At 72.8% G+C, this 17,253-nt stretch carries 17 protein-coding genes; 6 read left to right on the top strand and 11 right to left on the bottom strand.

Going from position 1 to position 17,253, the window contains the following annotated elements; genetic code table 11:
• Nucleotides 1-22: 22 nt before the first annotated feature.
• Nucleotides 23-412, bottom strand: a complete 390-nt coding sequence (locus tag EAD89_RS22170; RefSeq protein WP_121656747.1) for an Rv2175c family DNA-binding protein — start codon at nucleotides 410-412, stop codon at nucleotides 23-25.
• A gap of 189 nt (nucleotides 413-601) precedes the next feature.
• Between EAD89_RS22170 and pknB the strand changes: the two genes are divergently transcribed.
• The gene (pknB, locus tag EAD89_RS22165; protein WP_121656738.1) at nucleotides 602-2,587 is read left to right on the top strand and encodes a Stk1 family PASTA domain-containing Ser/Thr kinase; all 1,986 of its coding nucleotides are present in this window, start codon (nucleotides 602-604) and stop codon (nucleotides 2,585-2,587) included.
• A gap of 1 nt (nucleotide 2,588) precedes the next feature.
• Entirely contained in the window at nucleotides 2,589-3,455 is an 867-nt protein-coding gene (locus tag EAD89_RS22160) for a deoxyribonuclease IV (RefSeq protein WP_121656739.1), read from the top strand.
• Between the two features lie 90 nt (nucleotides 3,456-3,545).
• Here EAD89_RS22160 and EAD89_RS22155 read toward each other — a convergent pair whose 3' ends face one another.
• The 4 genes from EAD89_RS22155 to EAD89_RS22140 form a co-directional block, all read right to left on the bottom strand.
• A complete protein-coding gene (locus EAD89_RS22155) occupies nucleotides 3,546-4,577 on the bottom strand; it encodes a low specificity L-threonine aldolase (RefSeq protein ID WP_121677066.1) in 1,032 nt (343 codons plus the stop codon).
• On the bottom strand, nucleotides 4,570-5,976 hold the full coding sequence (locus tag EAD89_RS22150) for a class II 3-deoxy-7-phosphoheptulonate synthase (protein ID WP_121656741.1): 1,407 nt from the start codon (nucleotides 5,974-5,976) through the stop codon (nucleotides 4,570-4,572). The genes EAD89_RS22155 and EAD89_RS22150 overlap by 8 nt, the downstream gene beginning before the upstream one ends.
• 88 nt (nucleotides 5,977-6,064) lie before the next feature.
• Nucleotides 6,065-6,574, bottom strand: a complete 510-nt coding sequence (locus tag EAD89_RS22145) for a nuclear transport factor 2 family protein (protein ID WP_121656748.1) — start codon at nucleotides 6,572-6,574, stop codon at nucleotides 6,065-6,067.
• Between the two features lie 179 nt (nucleotides 6,575-6,753).
• On the bottom strand, nucleotides 6,754-8,319 hold the full coding sequence (locus EAD89_RS22140) for a glycosyl hydrolase family 18 protein (RefSeq protein WP_121677065.1): 1,566 nt from the start codon (nucleotides 8,317-8,319) through the stop codon (nucleotides 6,754-6,756).
• Between the two features lie 167 nt (nucleotides 8,320-8,486).
• Between EAD89_RS22140 and EAD89_RS22135 the strand changes: the two genes are divergently transcribed.
• A complete protein-coding gene (locus tag EAD89_RS22135) occupies nucleotides 8,487-8,984 on the top strand; it encodes a glutathione peroxidase (RefSeq protein WP_121677064.1) in 498 nt (165 codons plus the stop codon).
• Nucleotides 8,985-9,121: 137 nt separating this feature from the next.
• On the opposite strand, the gene EAD89_RS22130 is transcribed toward EAD89_RS22135, so the two are convergent.
• On the bottom strand, nucleotides 9,122-9,964 hold the full coding sequence (locus EAD89_RS22130) for a GNAT family N-acetyltransferase (RefSeq protein ID WP_158610765.1): 843 nt from the start codon (nucleotides 9,962-9,964) through the stop codon (nucleotides 9,122-9,124).
• Between the two features lie 97 nt (nucleotides 9,965-10,061).
• On the opposite strand from EAD89_RS22130, the gene EAD89_RS22125 reads away from it, so the two are divergent.
• Nucleotides 10,062-10,736, top strand: a complete 675-nt coding sequence (locus EAD89_RS22125) for an NADPH-dependent F420 reductase (RefSeq protein WP_121677062.1) — start codon at nucleotides 10,062-10,064, stop codon at nucleotides 10,734-10,736.
• Nucleotides 10,737-10,770: 34 nt separating this feature from the next.
• Here the strand turns inward: EAD89_RS22125 and EAD89_RS22120 are convergent, their stop codons facing one another.
• A complete protein-coding gene (locus EAD89_RS22120) occupies nucleotides 10,771-12,372 on the bottom strand; it encodes a glycosyltransferase 87 family protein (RefSeq protein WP_121677061.1) in 1,602 nt (533 codons plus the stop codon).
• 180 nt (nucleotides 12,373-12,552) lie between these two features.
• On the opposite strand from EAD89_RS22120, the gene EAD89_RS22115 reads away from it, so the two are divergent.
• Together EAD89_RS22115 and EAD89_RS22110 are read left to right on the top strand one after the other, a co-directional pair.
• Nucleotides 12,553-13,419, top strand: coding sequence for a DUF4397 domain-containing protein (locus tag EAD89_RS22115; RefSeq protein WP_233578919.1), 867 nt, complete (start codon nucleotides 12,553-12,555; stop codon nucleotides 13,417-13,419).
• Complete coding sequence (locus tag EAD89_RS22110) at nucleotides 13,416-14,096, top strand: class F sortase (RefSeq protein ID WP_233578918.1); 681 nt, start codon at nucleotides 13,416-13,418, stop codon at nucleotides 14,094-14,096. The genes EAD89_RS22115 and EAD89_RS22110 overlap by 4 nt, the downstream gene beginning before the upstream one ends.
• Nucleotides 14,097-14,217: 121 nt before the next feature.
• On the opposite strand, the gene EAD89_RS22105 is transcribed toward EAD89_RS22110, so the two are convergent.
• The 4 genes from EAD89_RS22105 to EAD89_RS22090 all read right to left on the bottom strand — a co-directional run bounded on the left by EAD89_RS22105 (nucleotide 14,218) and on the right by EAD89_RS22090 (nucleotide 17,211).
• Nucleotides 14,218-14,568, bottom strand: a complete 351-nt coding sequence (locus tag EAD89_RS22105) for a DUF2203 domain-containing protein (RefSeq protein WP_121656189.1) — start codon at nucleotides 14,566-14,568, stop codon at nucleotides 14,218-14,220.
• A gap of 44 nt (nucleotides 14,569-14,612) precedes the next feature.
• Nucleotides 14,613-15,431, bottom strand: a complete 819-nt coding sequence (gene proC / locus EAD89_RS22100) for a pyrroline-5-carboxylate reductase (protein ID WP_121656190.1) — start codon at nucleotides 15,429-15,431, stop codon at nucleotides 14,613-14,615.
• A 71-nt stretch (nucleotides 15,432-15,502) separates the two neighbouring features.
• Entirely contained in the window at nucleotides 15,503-16,531 is a 1,029-nt protein-coding gene (locus tag EAD89_RS22095; RefSeq protein ID WP_121677059.1) for a 6-phosphofructokinase, read from the bottom strand.
• 176 nt (nucleotides 16,532-16,707) lie between these two features.
• Nucleotides 16,708-17,211, bottom strand: coding sequence for a pyridoxamine 5'-phosphate oxidase family protein (locus tag EAD89_RS22090; RefSeq protein WP_121656192.1), 504 nt, complete (start codon nucleotides 17,209-17,211; stop codon nucleotides 16,708-16,710).
• Nucleotides 17,212-17,253: the final 42 nt, after the last annotated feature.

Below are 17,253 nucleotides of genomic sequence, written 5' to 3'. Positions count from 1 at the left end.
CGTAGCGCGGGGCGCGGGAGGGTTAGAAGCCGAGGGCCTGGGCTCGGCGTTTGACTTCGCGGGCCTGGTCGCCGGAGAGGGCGGCCGCCGGGGTGGCGCCGGGGAGGGTGTCGTCCGGCTCGTAGAGCCAGCGCAGCGCGGCCTCGTCGTCGTAGCCGTTGTCGGAGAGCAGGTTGAGCACGCCGGGTAGGTGCTTGAGCACGGTCTGGTTGGCCACCAGGTCCGCCGGGATCCGGCGGATGCCGTCGCGGCGGACCGCCAGCAGCTCCCGGTCGCGGATCATCTGGTGCACCTTGCTGATCGACACGTCGAGGCGCTCGGCGACGTCGGGCAGGGTGAGCCAGCCGGCCGGGTCGGCGGGTCCGGCGAGCTCGGGGCCGGGCACGGCCTGGTCGGGTACGGGTTCGGTCACCCGATCACCCTGCCACGCCACTGCCCGGACGAGCCACCGGGCACCCCGGGGCGACCGGTCCGAACACTCGGCGGACCACCGGCGACCAGCGGATGAGGGGCCGGTGAGCGCGGTGGGACGGACCAGATTCGTCGCCGGCTGTAGCATCCTGTTCAACCTTTGCCCCCTGGACACATAGACTCCCTGCCGATGGACACACAGGTCGCCGACACGTTGCTGGGCTCGCTGATCGACGGGCGCTACCGCATTCGCGGTCGCGTGGCCCGTGGCGGCATGGCGACCGTGTACACAGCAACCGACGAGCGTCTCGAACGCACCGTCGCTGTCAAGATCATTCACCCGACGCAGGCGCCCGAGGCCCGGGCCCGGATCGCCAACTTCGTGGCCCGGTTCACCGACGAGGCGAAGACCATCGCCCGGCTGACCCACCCGAACGTGGTGGCGGTCTACGACCAGGGCACCCACGCCGGTCTGCCGTACCTGGTGATGGAGTACGTCCGTGGCCGCACGCTGCGCGACGTGCTGGCCGAGCGGCGCCGGCTCAACCCGGACGAGGCGCTGGCCATCGCCGAGCAGATGCTCGCCGCGATCGCCGCCGCGCACCGCGCCGGCCTGGTGCACCGCGACGTCAAACCGGAGAACGTGCTGGTCGCCGAGGCGCCCACCGGCGGTGTCGCCAACCTGGTGGACAGCGTGGTCAAGGTGGCCGACTTCGGGTTGGCCCGGGCGGTCGAGGCGAGCGCCGACGAGGAGCAGGGCAACCAGCTGATGGCCACCGTGGCGTACGTCGCCCCGGAGCTGGTCACCGAGGGCCGGGCCGACCCGCGCACCGACGTCTACTCGGCGGGCATCGTGCTGTTCGAGATGCTCACCGGTCGGGTCCCCTACGACGGCGACCGCCCGGTGGACATCGCGTGGCAGCACGTCGACCGGGACGTACCGGCGCCGTCGATGCTGGTGCCCGGCCTGCCGCCGATCCTCGACGAGCTGGTTCAGCGGGCCACCCGACGCGATCCCGGTGCCCGGCCCGCCGACGCCGGGGCGCTGCTGACCGAGGTGCAGACAGCCCGGGACGACCTGGGCGACGCCAACAGCCGTACCGCCGTGCTGCGCCGGGTGACCGACGAGCCGCCGGTGTCCCAGCCGACCATGATGGTCGCCACGGTCCGCCCGGCCGAGCGCCCGACCTGGGCCCGGCTACCGGAGGGCGGCGGGCAGGGGCCGGGCCGGCGGAGGGCCGCCCCGGAGCCGGCGGAGGGCCTGTGGTCCCGGCTCGCCGCGCTGCGCAGCACGGTGCTGGGCGACCCGCGGGGCCGGCTGGCCGTCGGGGCCGCGGTGGTGGCGCTGGTCCTGGTGGCCGGGCTCGGCGTCTGGTGGTTCAGCGCCGGCCGCTACACCGAGGCCCCGCAGCTGGTCAGCCTGACCAAGGTCGACGCGCAGGCGCAGGCCGAGCGCGCCGGGCTCACGCTGGCCTACGGCGAGCCGCGCTACGACGAGAAGGCGCCGAAGGACAGTGTGCTGGGGCAGAGCCCCGCGTCGGCCGCCAAGATCGTCAAGGGTGGCACGATCACTCTGACCCTCTCCCTAGGCCCGGAGCGCTTCCCGGTGCCGGACGTGATCGGCAAGGAGTTCGAGCTGGCCGAGGCGGACCTGGTCAACGCGAAGCTGGTGGTGGCCAAGGGCACTGCCCGCTACGACGACACCCTGCCGGCCGGAGTCGTCGTGGACAGCTCTCCCAAGGTGGGCGCCGAGGTCAAACCGGGCGCGAAGATCACGCTCATCCTGAGCCGGGGCCGGGCGCCGGTGTCGGTGCCGAACCTGGTCGGCAAGAGCCTGACCGAGGCCCGCACCATCCTGGCCGAGCTCAAACTGGTGCTGGTCGAGACCTACAAGGACTCCGACAAGCCCAAGGACGAGATCCTGAGCCAGAGCCCGGCCGACGGCACCGGCGTCGAGAAGGGCGCCCAGGTCAAGCTGGACGTCAGCAAGGGCCCGCCGCTGGTGGTGGTGCCCCGGGTGATCGACCTGCCCTGCCCGCAGGGCAAGCAGGTGCTGGAGAGCCAGGGCTTCCCGGTGGCCGTCCAGTTCAACCCGAACGCCGTGGTCCGCTTCCAGAATCCGAGCGAGAACTCGCAGGTGCCGCCGGGCACCCAGGTCACCATCGGGTGTTTCTGAGATGCCGGTGACCCGTTCCCGACCGGTCGGCGCCCACACCCCCACCTCCGGCGGGCTGGCCAGGGCTGCCCTGCCGTACGTCGACGCGACCGGCGCCGAGGTGGTGCAGGTCTACGTCTCCAACTCGCGGGGCTGGGCGCTGCCCCCTGGTGACCCGGCGCAGGACGCGCTGTTCCGCGACGGTTGCGCCGAGCGGGGCATCCCGACCTTCATCCACGCCTCGTTGCTGGTCAACCTGGGCTCGCCCACTCCGGCCACGGTCGAGCGTTCGGCCCAGACGCTGGCGCACGCGCTGCGCCGGGGCGTGGCGATCGGCGCCCGGGCGGTGGTGTTCCACGCGGGCAGTTCGGTGGACGAGGGGTACGCCGAGGCGGCGATGCGACAGGTCCGCCAGGAGCTGCTGCCGCTGCTGGACTGGGCCGCCGAGGCTGGCGGGCCGATGCTCCTGGTCGAGCCGAGCGCGGGCGGCGGACGGTCGCTCGCCTCCCGGGTGGAGCAGCTCGGGCCCTACCTGGACGCGGTGGACCGGCACCCCATGCTCGGGGTCTGCTTCGACACCTGCCACGCCTGGGCGGCCGGGCACGACCTGGCGGCCGAGGGTGGCATGACCGCGACCCTGGACACGTTGGTGGCCACCGTGGGCGCCGACCGACTGCGGCTGGTGCACGCCAACGACTCGAAGGATCTGTGCGGCTCCACCCGGGACCGGCACGAGAACATCGGTAAGGGCACCATCGGTGAGCCGGCCTTCGCCGAGCTGATGGCCCACCCGGCGACCGCCGGCGTCCCGATCGTCGTGGAGACGCCCAGCGAGAAGCAGGTCGGCCACACCGCCGACATCGCCACCCTCACCCGCCTCCACCCCTGAACGCCCGCCCCACGCGGTTGATCAAGAGGTTCGCGTCATCCGGAGGCCGGAACCTGACGCAGACCTCTTGATCAACCTCGGGTCGTGCGGTCAGGCGGCCAGGAGGCGGGTCAGGACCGTCGCGGCGTGGGTGACGCCGGCGTCGTCGAGGTCCAGGTGGGTGACCAGGCGGGCGGTACGCGGGCCGAGCACCGAGATCAGCACACCCTCGTCCCGCGCGGCGGCGGCCAGGGCGCGTGCGTCCAACGCGTGCTTGGTCAGGTCCAACGGAACCAGGTTGGTGCGGACCGCGGCGGCGAGCACACCGAACGGCGCGACCGCCTCGGCGAGCCGGCCCGCTCTGGCGTGATCCTCGGCCAGCCGGTCGACGTGGTGCGCCAGCGCGTACCGGCCGGCGGCGGCGAGAATGCCCGCCTGACGCATGCCGCCACCCATCCGCTTACGGATCAGCCGGGCCCGTTCGATCTTCTCCGCGCTGCCCACGACCAACGAGCCCACCGGCGCGCCGAGGCCCTTGGAGAGGCAGACCGACAGCGTGTCGAAGAGCTGGCCGTACTCGACCAGCGGCACACCGTCGGCGACGTGCGCGTGCCAGATCCGGGCGCCGTCGCAGTGCAGCGCGACCTCCGCGTCGTCGGCGATCCGGCGCAGCTCCCGCAGGGTCGCCAGCGGGATCACTCCCCCGCCGCCCCGGTTGTGGGTCTGCTCGACCGCGATCGCCCGGGTGGGGACGGCGAAGTAGCCGTCCGGCCGGATCATCCCGGCGACCGCCTCCGGGTCGATGTCCGCGCCGACCGCCGGCCAGGTCCGGGAGGAGATGCCGCCGTACGCGGCCGCGGCGCCGATCTCGTACGTGACCACGTGCGCGTCGGCGTCGCAGAGCAGCTCGTTGCCGGGCGACACCAGCAGTTGCAGGGCGATCTGGTTGGCCATCGACCCGCTCGGGGCGAACAGCGCCGCCTCGTGCCCGAACAGCGCGGCGACGTCGGCCTCCAGCGCGTTGACGGTCGGGTCCTCGCCGTAGACGTCGTCACCGACCTCGGCGGTGGCCATCGCCTCCCGCATGCCGGGGGTCGGTCGGGTCACCGTGTCGGACCGCAGGTCCACGAATGCGTCAGCCACGCAACATCTCCGCTACCAGGAAGGCCAGCTCCAGCGACTGCTGGGTGTTCAGTCGCGGGTCGCAGGCGGTTTCGTACCGGTCGGGCAGGTCGAGGTCCTCGATGCCCTGGGCGCCGCCGAGGCACTCGGTGACGTCCTCGCCGGTCAGTTCGACGTGCAGGCCACCGGGGTGGGTGTCCAGCCCACGGTGCACCTCGAAGTAGCCGAGCACCTCGTCGACGATGCGGTCGAAGTGCCGGGTCTTGTAGCCGTTGGACGACTCGTGCGTGTTGCCGTGCATCGGGTCGCACTGCCAGACCACCTTGGCGCCGGCCGCGGTGACCTTGGCCACGATCGGCGGCAGGGCGTCGCGTACGCGGTGGTTGCCCATCCGGCTGATCAGGGTGAGCCGGCCGGGGATGTTGTCCGGGTTGAGCTTCTCGCACAGCTCGATCGCCTCGTCCGGCGAGGTGGACGGGCCGAGCTTGACGCCGATGGGGTTGGCGATCCGGGAGATGAAGTCGATGTGCGCGCCGTCGATCTGCCGGGTGCGCTCGCCGATCCAGAGGAAGTGCCCGGAGAGCCCGTACGCCCGGCGGTCGGAGACCCGGGTGAGCGCCCGGTCGTACTCCAGGGCGAGGGCCTCGTGGGAGCAGTAGAGGGTGACGGTGCGCAGCGCCTCGTCGTCGGTCATCCCGCAGGCCCGGATGAAGGCCAGCGCGCGGTCGATCTCCCGGGCGATCGCCTCGTAGCGCTCCCCGGCCGGGGAGTTCTTCACGAACCCCTTGTTCCAGTCGTGCACGGCGTGCAGGTCGGCGAGCCCACCGGCGAGGTACGCCCGGAGCATGTTCATCGCCGCCGCCGAGTTGGCGTACGCCCGGATCATGCGCTGCGGATCGGCGACCCGGGCGGCCGGGTCGGCCTCCAGCGAATTGATCATGTCGCCGCGGTAGGCCGGCAGACCGCGCGCGTCGGTCGGCAGCGACCGGGGCTTGGTGTACTGCCCGGCGACCCGGGCGACCTTGACCACCGGCAGCGACGCGCCGTAGGTGAGCACGATCGCCATCTGGAGCAGGGTGCGGGCGTTGGCCAGCAGGTGGCTCTCGGTGTTGTCGGCGAAGGTCTCGGCGCAGTCACCGCCCTGGAGCAGGAACGCCTTGCCCTCGCAGACCAGGGCGAGCTTCTGCCGGAGCTGGTCCACCTCGTAGGGCGCGACGACCGACGGCACGGTGTCGAGCACCTTGCAGACCTCGGCGACGGTGCCCGGGTCCGACCACGGCGGGGTCTGCTCGCGGGGCAGGTCCCGCCAGCGGTCGAGGCCGAGGGCGGCGTCCTCGGCGGAGTCGACGGTCGGTCGGCTGGTCTGCAGGCCCGGGCTGCCCACTGCGGGATGGCTCAGCTGATGCCACTCATGGCGCATGACAGAAAGCGTACGGCGACCGCCGGGGTGCCTGGGCGGCGAGGGGGACGGTTCCGGCAGATGGGAGACCGGTCCCGGTGGGTGCCGGTCAGGAAGCGGGCGAGGGGGCGACGCCGCCCGACGTCGCGCCGGCGGGCGGGGCGCCGCCCGGCGCCTCCCCGGCGATGCACCAGTCGCCCCCGTCCCGGGTGACGGTGAACACCAGCGGCCGGGTGATCTTGCGCTTGCCGGCGGTGACCGACACCGAGACGCTGACCTCCTGGCCGCGCGGGCCGGAACGGACGTCGGTGATCGCCGCCTCGGGCACCTTGAAGTGATCGGCGAAGTCGCCGTTGGGGCCGGTCGCGCCCAGGTCGAAGCCGTCGTGCAGCAGCGCGCAGAGCTGGCTTCGGCCGGCGGCGACGTCCTTGGCGGTCATCGCGTCGAGGTACGCCTGGACGCGCTCGCGGGACCGGGTGGCAGCCTCCTCGGCGGGGGCCCGCTCGGGCTTGGCGGCCGGCTCGTCGTCACCGCCGGTGAGCCCGCAGCCGACCAGAGCGACCGGCAGCAGCACCAGCCCGGCGGCGGTGGCCGCCAGCCTGCGGTGGGTCGGGCGCATGACCACCTCCGTCGACGGGACATCGAGACTGCCGAGCCGCGAGTCTGCCACATCGGGCGCGCCCGGCCCAACGCCGGCGGCCCGGCCGACGCTGGGCGTCGACCGGGCCGGTACGTCACGGGCGGGGAGGGACGGTGCGTGCCCCTCCCCGCCGTGTGGGTGGTGCGTCGGCCCTCGGCTCAGCCGAGACCGCCCTTGATGGCGCTGATGAGCTCGCCGTTGCCGGTGTCACCGGAGAGCTCCCAGAAGAACGCGCCACCGAGGCCCTGGTTCTTCGCGTACGTCATCTTGCCGTTGATGGTCGACGGGGTGTCGTAGCTCCACCAGTTGCTGCCGCACTTGGCGTACGCGGTGCCGGCGATGGTGCCGGTGGCCGGGCAGGTGTTCTTGAGGACCTTGTAGTCCTCGATGCCCGCCTCGTACGTGCCCGGCGCCGCGCCGGTGGCGCTGCCGCCCGGGGCGGCCTGGGTGACGCCCGTCCAGCCCCGGCCGTAGAAGCCGATGCCGAGCAGCAGCTTGTTGGCCGGGACGCCCTTGCTCTTGAGCTTCTGGATCGCCGCGTCGGAGTTGAAGCCCTGCTGCGGGATGCCGGTGTACGAGGTGAGCGGGGAGTGCGGGGCGGTCGGGCCCTGGGCGGAGAAGGCGCCGAAGTAGTCGTACGTCATCGGCATGAGCCAGTTGAGGTTGCCGATGGCGCCGGCGTAGTCGGTGGCGTCGATCTTGCCGCCGTTGCTGCCGTCCGCGGTGATCGCGGCGGTGACCAGGGCGTTGGAGCCGAACCTCGACCGCAGCGCGCTGATCACGTTCTTGAACGCGTTCGGGCCGCTGGTGTCACAGGTGAGGCCACAGGCGTTCGGGTACTCCCAGTCGACGTCGATGCCGTCGAAGACGTCCGCCCAGCGCGGGTCCTCGACCAGGTTGTAGCAGCTCTCCGCGAAGGCGGCCGGGTTCTGCGCGGCCTGGGTGAAGCCGCCGGACCAGGTCCAGCCACCGAAGGACCAGATCACCTTGAGGTGCGGGTTCATCTGCTTGAGCTTGCGCAGCTGGTTGAAGCTGCCGCGCAGCGGCTGGTCCCAGGTGTCGGCGACGCCGTCGACGCTGTCCGCCGCGGTGTACGCCTTCTCGTAGTCGGCGTAGCTGTCACCGATGGCACAGCGCCCGCCGGTGGTGTTGCCGAAGGCGTACAGGATGTGGGTCAGCTTGGCGGCCGAGCCGCTGGTCTGGATGTTCTTGACGTGGTAGTTGCGCCCGTAGACGCCCCACTCGGCGAAGTAGCCGACGACCTTCTTGCCGCCCGGGTTCGGCGGGTTGGTGGTCGGCGGAGTCGTGGTCGGCGGGGTGGTACCGCCGCCGCACGCGGCACCGTTGATGGTGCAGTTCAGCGGCGCCTTGTACGCGCCGGTGCCGTTGTAACCCCAGCTGAACGAGGCACCCGGGGCGATGCCGCCGGCCCAGCTCTTCTTGACCGCGACGTAGTGGTTGCCGCTGCTGGTGACGTCGGCGTCCCACGCGCTGCTGATGGTGGTGCCGGACGGCAGGTCGAACTCGATGCGCCAGGTGTTGACCGTGGCACTCGACCCGTTGGTGACGGTCACCCTCGTCTCGTGACCGGTCCCCCAGTCCTGTGCCTTGGTGAACGTGGTGGTGACCGTGCCGGCGCCGAATGCGGTGGTCATCGGCACCGCAGCGACGGTCACGGCGACCACGGCACCGGCCCAGAGGGCCCGGCGGAGCGATCTTTTCATGAGGCGTCTCCCGAACTGTTAGGAAACTTTCCAAAAGAGATGGTGAGACGGTACTCACGGCGTCATCACTTCGTCAAGATGTGCATGTTTCGATTTCTGCTGGTGCGTGGAGTGCACCTGATCCGCCCGTCACCGGGACCCCGCCAGCCGGCGCGTAGCCTCGGGCCATGAACGTCTTCGACATCCCGATCGACGCCCTCAACGGCGGACCCGCCGACCTCGCCCAGTACCGCGGCCGGGCGCTGCTGGTCGTCAACGTGGCCTCCCGCTGCGGTCTCACCCCCCAGTACGCCGGCCTCCAGGCCCTCGCGGACACCTACGCCGACCGCGGCCTGGTGGTGCTCGGCGTGCCCTGCAACCAGTTCGCCGGGCAGGAGCCGGGCAGCGCCGCCGAGATCAGCGACTTCTGCCAGGTCAACTACGGGGTCACCTTCCCGCTGACCGAGAAGGTCGACGTCAACGGCCCCGACCGGCACCCGCTCTACGCCGCTCTGGTGGACACCCCGGACGCCGACGGGCACACCGGGGACGTCCGGTGGAACTTCGAGAAGTTCCTGGTGGCCCCGGACGGCACGGTCGCCGCCCGGTTCGCGCCCACGGTCGAACCCGGCGCCGAAGAGCTGCGCACCGCCCTGGAGAAGGTGCTACCCACCACCACGGCCTGACCCGCGCCTAACGCGTCGATCATGGACCCGTGGTGCCAGACCTGCGGCGTTTCGCCGGACCCATCCCCCACCAGGACTCCATGATCGACGGGGCGGAGGACGACGGGGCGGAGGGCGGCGGGCAGTGCGGCGGGGCTTCAGCGCGTGACGAAGCGCCACTGCGCCGCGTCCGACAGGGGGCGGTAGCCGAGGGACTGGTAGATCTGGTTGCTGGTGGGGTTGGTTAGGTCGGTGTAGAGCGTGCAGGCGGTGGCGCCGGCGTTCAGGGCGTATTGGCTGACGTGGGCGACGCTGACGCTGGCGAAGCCGCGCCCCCGCCACTCCGGGGGCGTATACACGCCGCTGATTCGGACCACGCCGGCGACCGGCCTGCTCAGCCAGGCCGTCGAGACCGGGGTGCCGGCGTGCTCCCACAGCCAGAGCAGGTCGCCGTGCGGCAGCCGGGCGCGGACCTGCCCGGCCGCGTCGACCGGCGGACCGGCGGGCATCGTCTCCGCGGCGAACGCGGCGGCCCAGGCGACCAGCAGGTCCCGGTCCGCGGCGGTGGCCGGGCGGGCGCGCCCGGCCACACCCACCGGCGGCCGGACCGCGTCCAGTCGGAAGATCCGCTGCGCGGTGCCGGGTACGGCGGTCCCGCCGGCCTGTTCGGCGTACCGCTCGGCGAACTCGGCCACGGCCGGGACCGGGCCGTGCACCTCGGCCAGCGGCGGCACCGCCCGGACGAAGTGCTCGGCCAGCACTCGCGCGACGTCCGCCGACACGTTGCCGAGCAGCGGCCCGCGCGGCGGCGTGTGCACCACCGCACCCACCGTCGCGCCGTCGACCACCCGGACGAACCGCTCGCCCCCGGAGAGTGGCACGTCAGCCGAGAGCCGGTCCGCGACCAGCGTGAGCAGTACGTTGTGCAGGACGGGCTCGCGCCGCAACCAGCCGTCGGCTCCGGCGGCGAAGGTGGCGAGATCCTCGGTCAGACACTGCACGAACGGCATTCTGCGCACCCGTCGACGCCTCGACAACCGGAATAACCCACCACGGCGGTCGGGAATGCGGCGCGGGTGGACGGAGTTGGGAACCGACATGACAACTGTGGGACTGATCGGCAGTGGCAACATCGGCGGCACCGTGGCCCGACTGGCGGTGGCCGCCGGCTACGACGTGGTGCTGAGCAACTCGCGGGGGCCGGAGACGCTCACCGACCTGGTCGACGAGCTGGGCGAGCACGCCAGCGCCGGCACGGCACCGGACGCGGCGCGGGTCGGCGACCTCGTGGTGGTCAGCGTTCCGCTGAAGGCCTACCGGGCGGTGCCGGTGGAGCCGCTGGCCGGCAAGGTCGTCATCGACACCAACAACTACTACCCGCAGCGCGACGGGAACTTCCCGGAGCTGGATTCCGGCGAGATCACCAGCAGCGAGCTGCTCCAGCGGCACCTGCCGGACGCTCGGGTGGTCAAGGTCTTCAACAACATCTTCTTCAAGCACCTGGACTCCCTGGCCCGGCCGTCGGGCGCGGCCGACCGCAGCGCCCTCGCGATCGCCGGCGACGACGCCGCCGCGAAGGCCGAGGTGACGGCCTTCCTGGACCGGATCGGCTACGACGCGGTGGACGTCGGCCCGCTGGCCGAGGGGTGGCGCTACCAGCCGGACACCCCGGCCTACGGAGTGCTCTACTCCGCCGACCCGAACGACTGGGAGCACCCGAAGCAGGGCGACGCCGACACGCTGCGCGCTTCCCTGGCCGCCGCCACCCGCTGACCGTTCCCGCCGGGCGGGGTCTCCGCGGCCTCGCCTAGCGGGCGGTCGTCCGCAGGGCGGCGGCGAGTTCCTCGTCGTAGGTGGCGATCTGCCGGCCGTCCGAGGCGTACGCCACGAGCCGACCCTGCGCCATGCTCGCCGACCGGAACGAGAACGTCCGCGTCCCCGGGTAGGCGGCGAGCAGGGGAATGGTCCGGGGCGCCCCACCCGGCGCGGAGTAGTACTCCAATCGGGCCACCTGCCCGGAGACCACGCCGTTGACCCGCACCTTGGTCTTCTCGGCCCGCGTGCCGAAGGTGACCGGCGCGTCGGTGCCGTAGGCGGCGCACTCGACCGGGCCGCGGCAGACGAAGAAGTATCGCGGGTTGACCACGTCGTCGAGGGTGTACGCCTTGAAGGTCGGGTCCGCTCCGGCGGGCAGCGGTTGCACGGCGAAGAACGCCACCGCCACCGTCGCCGTGATGCCCACCCGCCACCAGGCCCGCCCGACGGCCGGTCGCCGCTGGGTCCGGACGGCGGCGACCGCGACGCCACCGAAGCCAGCCAGGCACAGCAGGCACACCCCGACGGCGCGGGCGTTCTCGAACAGGAACTGCACGCCCGGCCGCATCGACACCGGGCTGAGGACCGCCCCCAACGAGACGACCATGGCGGCGAGCAGCGCCGCGCCGGCGACCCGCTGGGTGACGCCGGACGCGCCGATCAGCAGCATCGCGGCGAGCACCGGCCACACCTGGTGGTGGGTCCAGGAAACCGGGGACGCGGCCACGGTGGCGCAGCCGACGAGCACCGCGGCGTGCCCGGGGCGGCCCTGCGCGGTCAACTGCCGGGCGCGCAGCAGCGCCGCCGCGCAGATGAGCGCCACCAGGCTGGCCCAGAGCAGGGGCAGCGCCGCCTCGTCGACCCCGACGCGCAGCAGCATTCCGTGCACGGACTGGTTGCCGAGCGAGGCCAGATTGCCGATCCGGGAGGTCTTCCGCACGGCCTCGGTCCAGTAGGTCCAGCTCTCGCCGGGCAGCACGATCGCGGCGAGCCCGGCGCAGGCCACGAACGTCGCCGCCGCGCGACCGGCGTCGCGGTAGCGACCTGTGGCGAGGAAGTAGACCACGAACAGCAGCGGGGTCAGCTTGATCGCCGAGGCCACCCCGACCAGCACGCCACGCACCCGGGGTGGAACCACGCCCATCCCGTCCAGCAGGGCCATCAGCACGATGAAGATGCTGACCTGCCCGAAGCGCAGGTTGCTCTGCACCGGCGCGGAGAGCATCAGCACCGTGGCCGCCACCGCCACGACGAGTGGGCGACGGGACCGTCGGGCGGTCAGTGCGACACCGACCGACCCGGCGATGGCGACGACCGCCGCGCACGTCGCCACCAGCCAGGCCGCCTGCAGGACGCCCTCGCTGACGGCGGTGATCGGCCCCAGCACGAGGGCCGCGAACGGCGGATAGGTGAACGGCCCCCCGTTCTCCGCCACGTACCCGTACAGCGGCCGACCGGCGTGCAGGTCGGACAACGCCCCGTAGTAGATGTGCAGGTCGGACAGGCGGTCCTCGCGTCGCGACACGAGCACGCAGGACACCAGCGCGACGACGACGAAGGCCGCCCACACCAGCGCCACCCGGCGATCCCGCATCGACCGAGGATATTGGATCGCGGCGGCGGGTGGGTGCCCGCCGGCTGGCCGGGGCTCGGACCGCCATCGATGCCAGAAAAAATCAGCGACATGCCGGCGACAACTTGCGCCGTGGTCCCGTACACGGGACTCTGTTCCCTGGGTTGCCGCCCGCTCACCGACCGTGCTCTCGGAGGCGACATGCGCATGCTCCCTACCACCGTGTCCCGCCGGCTGCTCGCCGGCGCCGGTGCGCTCCTGCTCGGCACCATCCTCGCCGCCGTCGGCGTCAGCACGCCGGCCAGCGCCGGCGCGGACACCGTCGGATACGTCCGGCTCGCCCACCTCTCCCCCGACACCCCCGCCGTGGACGTCTACCTGGCCGCCCCCGACGCCGCGAAGCCACGGGTCTTCCCCGGGGTCGGCTACGGCGTGGTCTCCGACTACCTGGAGCTGGCGCCCGGCCGGTACGCGGTGGCGATGCGCGAGGCGGGCGCCCCCGCCAGCGGTCCCCCGGTCCTCACCACCGAGGTCGCGGTGACCAGCGGTGACGCGTACACGGTGGCCGGTGTCGGCCGGCACGCCGACCTGGGGCTGCGGGTGCTCAACGACGACCTCAGCGCGCCCACCCAGGGCCGCGCCAAGGTACGCGTCGTGCAGGCGTCGGTGCGGACCCCGGTGCTGGATGTGGCCGCCGCCGACGGCCCGATGATCGCCAACGGCGTGCAGTTCGCCACCACGACGGACTACCAGCAGGTGGAGCCGGGCAGCTGGCGGCTGCGGCTGACCGGGGCCGGCGGCCCGAGCACCGACACCGAGGTACGCCTCACCGGCGGCGCGGTCTACTCCCTGCTGGTGCTCGACGCGAAGCAGGGCGGACTCACCGCCGAGCTGCGCCGCGACGCCGAGGGCGGCACCGTCGTCCCCGCGGGCGGGGTGGACACCGGCGCCGGCGGCTCGGCCGCGGCCGGGCGTGGGGCGTACCCGCTGGTGGCCGGCGGGCTGGCCGCGGTGGCCGTCGTGGTGAGCCTGCTGCTCTGGCGTCGGCGGCGGCGCACCACCTGGTGAGCACCCGGCCGGGCCCCGCGATCCGACGGCACCGTGACCGCCGGGTGCCGCTGGCCGCGCTGGTCGCGGCCGGCGCGGCGGTCTGCCTGGCCGCCGGCACCGGCGTCGGGTTGGCCACCACCGGCCCGACGCCGCCGCCCGGGGCGAGCTGGCAGCCCGGCTGCACCGACGACTGTCCGTCCGCTGCCGCCGCGCCCGCACCGCAGGGTCCACCCACCCGGGTACGCGTACCGCGCATCGGCGTCGACTCCGCGCTCACCGTCCTGGGTCTGGACCGCGCCGGCACGCTGATCCCGCCGACCGACTTCGACACGGCCGGTTGGTACGGCGGCGGCCCGGCCCCCGGTGACACCGGCCCGGCCGTGCTGGCCGGGCACCTGGACTCGCGGCGCGGCCCGGCGGTCTTCGCCCGGCTCGGCGAGCTGCGTCCCGGCGACCGGGTGGAGGTGTGGCGCGGCGGGCAGCGCCTGTCGTTCCGGGTGACCGGGTCGCTACGTACCCGTAAGGACCAATTTCCGACGGCCGTCGTCTACGGCCCCACGCCCGGCGCGGAGCTGCGCCTGGTCACCTGCGGCGGCGACTTCGACCGGCGGCGCGGGCACTACCGGGACAACGTGGTGGTGTTCGCCGTGGCCGACGCCGCCGACCCGGCCCTCCCGGAGTCCGCCGCGGGCTGAGCCGGCGTCGTCGCGGGTGATCGACTCCGGTTTCCGGATGTCGGGGCTTCCGCTGCGCCGGGACGCACCGGTTTCCGGGAGGTCGAGTGGATCGTGCGGTGGCGGGAGCGCCGGCGCGGCGTCAGGCCGGACGGCGGCCGGCGAAGCCGCACTCGGCCCGGTGGTACCAGCGCACGTCGGAGTCCCCCTCCAGCCAGCACCAGAGCACGGCGCGGCCGGCCCGCTCGCCGGGGAAGTCGAGCAGCACCGGCGCGATGCCCTTGACCTGGATGTCGTGCTGATGCAGCTCGTCGACGACGGCGTGCAGCCGGGCCTCCAGCCCCTTGACCTCGGCCAGCCCGCCCAGCGCGCTGACGCCGTGGTCGGCCAGGTCGACGCGCAGCTCGGCCAGGTCGGCGCGGAGCCGGATCAACTCGTCGACGCGCGGCTGCAGGGTGGCCACCAGGTGCCGGGCCTGGGCGAGTGTGAACACGGGGCCAGTATGCGGCACGCGCCGGGCGGCCAGGCCCCGCGGCCTCAGTCGGCCTGGGCGGCCAACTCGCGGGCGCGGTCCCGGGCCGCCTCCAGCGCGGCGAGCAGTGCCGCCCGGACGCCGTGCTTCTCCAGCTCACGGATGGCGGAGATGGTGGTGCCGGCCGGCGAGGTGACCGCCTCGCGCAGCTTGACCGGGTGCTCGCCGGAGTCGCGCAGCATCACCGCGGAGCCGATCGCCGTCTGCACGATCAGCTCGTGCGCCACCTGCCGGGGCAGCCCCAGCAGGATCCCGGCGTCGATCATGGCCTCGACCAGCAGGTAGAAGTAGGCCGGGCCGGAACCGGAGAGCGCGGTGACCGCGTCCTGCTGCGACTCGGGCACCCGGATCGTCTGCCCGAGGGGCTTGAACATCTCCTCGGCCAGCGCCAGGTGCGCCCCGGTGGCGTGCGCGCCCGCCGAGATCGCCGTCATCGCCTCGTCGACCAGGGCCGGGGTGTTGGTCATCACCCGGACCACGGGGGTGCCCTCGGGCAGCCGGCGGTTGAAGAAGCTGGTGGGCAGCCCGGCGCAGAGCGAGATGACCAGCTTGTCGGCGGGCACCTTGGGGCCGATCTCGTCCAGCAACGTGGCGGCGTCCTGCGGCTTGACCGACACCGCGAGGACCGCCGCCTCGTCCACCGCCGTCAGGTTGTCGACCACCCGTACGCCGTAGCGGGCGGTGATCTCCTCGGCGCGGGCCGGGCGGCGGGCGGTGGCCAGCAGCCGATCCACCGGCCATCCCGAGCGCAGCAGCCCGGAGAGCATCAACTCACCGATCTTGCCCGCGCCGATCACCGCGACCGTGTGCACCCCGGCTGACATCTGGGCCGTACCCCCTCGCGTCGGGTCGCGGCGCGGCGGACCCGCAGGCCCACCGCGCCGCCGACCGTCGATCAGCTGCCGAAGAAGACCTCGGCCTCGGCGTACCGCTCCAGCGGCACGGTCTTCAGCTCGCGGGTGGCCTCGGCCAGCGGCACCCGGACGATGTCGGTGCTCTGCATCGCGACCATCTTGCCCCAGTCGCCCTCGTTGACCGCGTCGATGGACTGCAGGCCCAGGCGGGTGGCGAGCACCCGGTCGAACGCGGTCGGGGTGCCACCGCGCTGGATGTGGCCCAGCACCACGGTGCGGGCCTCCTTGCCGGTCCTGGCCTCCAGCTGCTCGGCGAGCCACTGGCCGATGCCGCCGAGGCGGACGTGGCCGAACGAGTCCAGCTCCTGGTTGGCCAGCACCATCTGGCCGTCCAGCGGCTGGGCGCCCTCGGCGACCACCACGATCGGGGCGTACTGGTGCTGGAAGCGCTTCTCGACGTAGCCGGCCACCTGGTCGACGTCGAACTGCCGCTCCGGCAGCAGGATCACGTTGGCGCCACCGGCCAGGCCGGCGTGCAGGGCGATCCAGCCGGCGTGCCGGCCCATCACCTCGACGACCAGGGTGCGGTGGTGGCTCTCCGCCGTGGTGTGCAGGCGGTCGATAGCCTCCATCGCGATGTTGACCGCGGTGTCGAAGCCGAACGTGTAGTCGGTGGCGCCCAGGTCGTTGTCGATGGTCTTCGGCACGCCGACCACGTGCACGCCCAGCTCGTAGAGCTTGGTGGCCACGCCGAGGGTGTCCTCGCCGCCGATCGCGATCAACGCGTCCACGCCCTGCGCGGCGAGATTGTCCTTGATCCGCTCGACGCCGTTCTCGATCTTGAACGGGTTGGTCCGGGACGAGCCGAGGATGGTGCCACCGCGGGGCAGGATGCCGCGGACGTCGGCGATGTCCAGGGGCTTGGACAGACCCTCCAGCGGGCCCTTCCAGCCGTCCCGGAAGCCCACGAACTCGTGACCGTAGGTGGCGACGCCCTTGCGGACCACCGCCCGGATGACCGCGTTGAGACCCGGGCAGTCGCCGCCGCCGGTGAGCACGCCGATACGCATGATCCGCTCATCCTCCTGGAGCATCAGGTAAAGCCCGATTAAGCCCCAGGATATGTGTCAGATCAGACCATCGGCGCCGTTGCCGGCCCGGGGCGGGCCGTCCCTGCGCACTGTAGTCGGCCTGCCCGAACACCGACAGCGCGCCCCAGGGGACGGCCCACCACCCGGGCCGCCGGTCAGTAGGTCACCTCGTGGTTCTCGCCGACCTCCGGCGGCCGGCCGGTCACCGCGGCACGGGCGAAGCCGAACAGGTTCACCACCGTGCTGCTCGGCGAGTCCCAGTACTCGGCGGAGCTGGCGTGCACCTTGATCAGCGTCAGCCCGGGGGTGTCGAGCCCGTCCGGAAACCAGGCCCTCAGCAGCGGGTTCCACAGCCGCTCGGCCCGGGCCCGGTCGAACGCCTCGGTGGCGGTGCCGGAGACCGACACCCAGGCGTTGTGCTTCTGGTCGGAGAAGGCGACGTTGACCTCCGGGTTCACCCGGATCTGGCGGACCTTGGCCGAGTCGGCGGACGCGAAGAACCACAGGTCGCCGTCGAACTCGGCCTCCTGGAGCCCCATCGGCCGGCTCACCTGCCGCCCGTCCAGGGCGATCGTGGTGAGCATGCAGATCCGCGCGGCCCGGACCAGCTCGGTGACCCGGGCGTGCGCCTCGGCTGCGCTGGTCGGCTCGTTGCTCATGGCACTCTCCCTCGGCTCGACTCGTCGAACCGGTGCCCCGGA

It is taken from the genome of Micromonospora sp. BL4 (assembly GCF_003667505.1).
In the GTDB taxonomy this organism is placed as follows: domain Bacteria; phylum Actinomycetota; class Actinomycetes; order Mycobacteriales; family Micromonosporaceae; genus Micromonospora.
The sequence above is the reverse complement of the archived record's forward strand: the minus strand, read 5'-3'. Positions and strand labels throughout refer to the sequence as shown.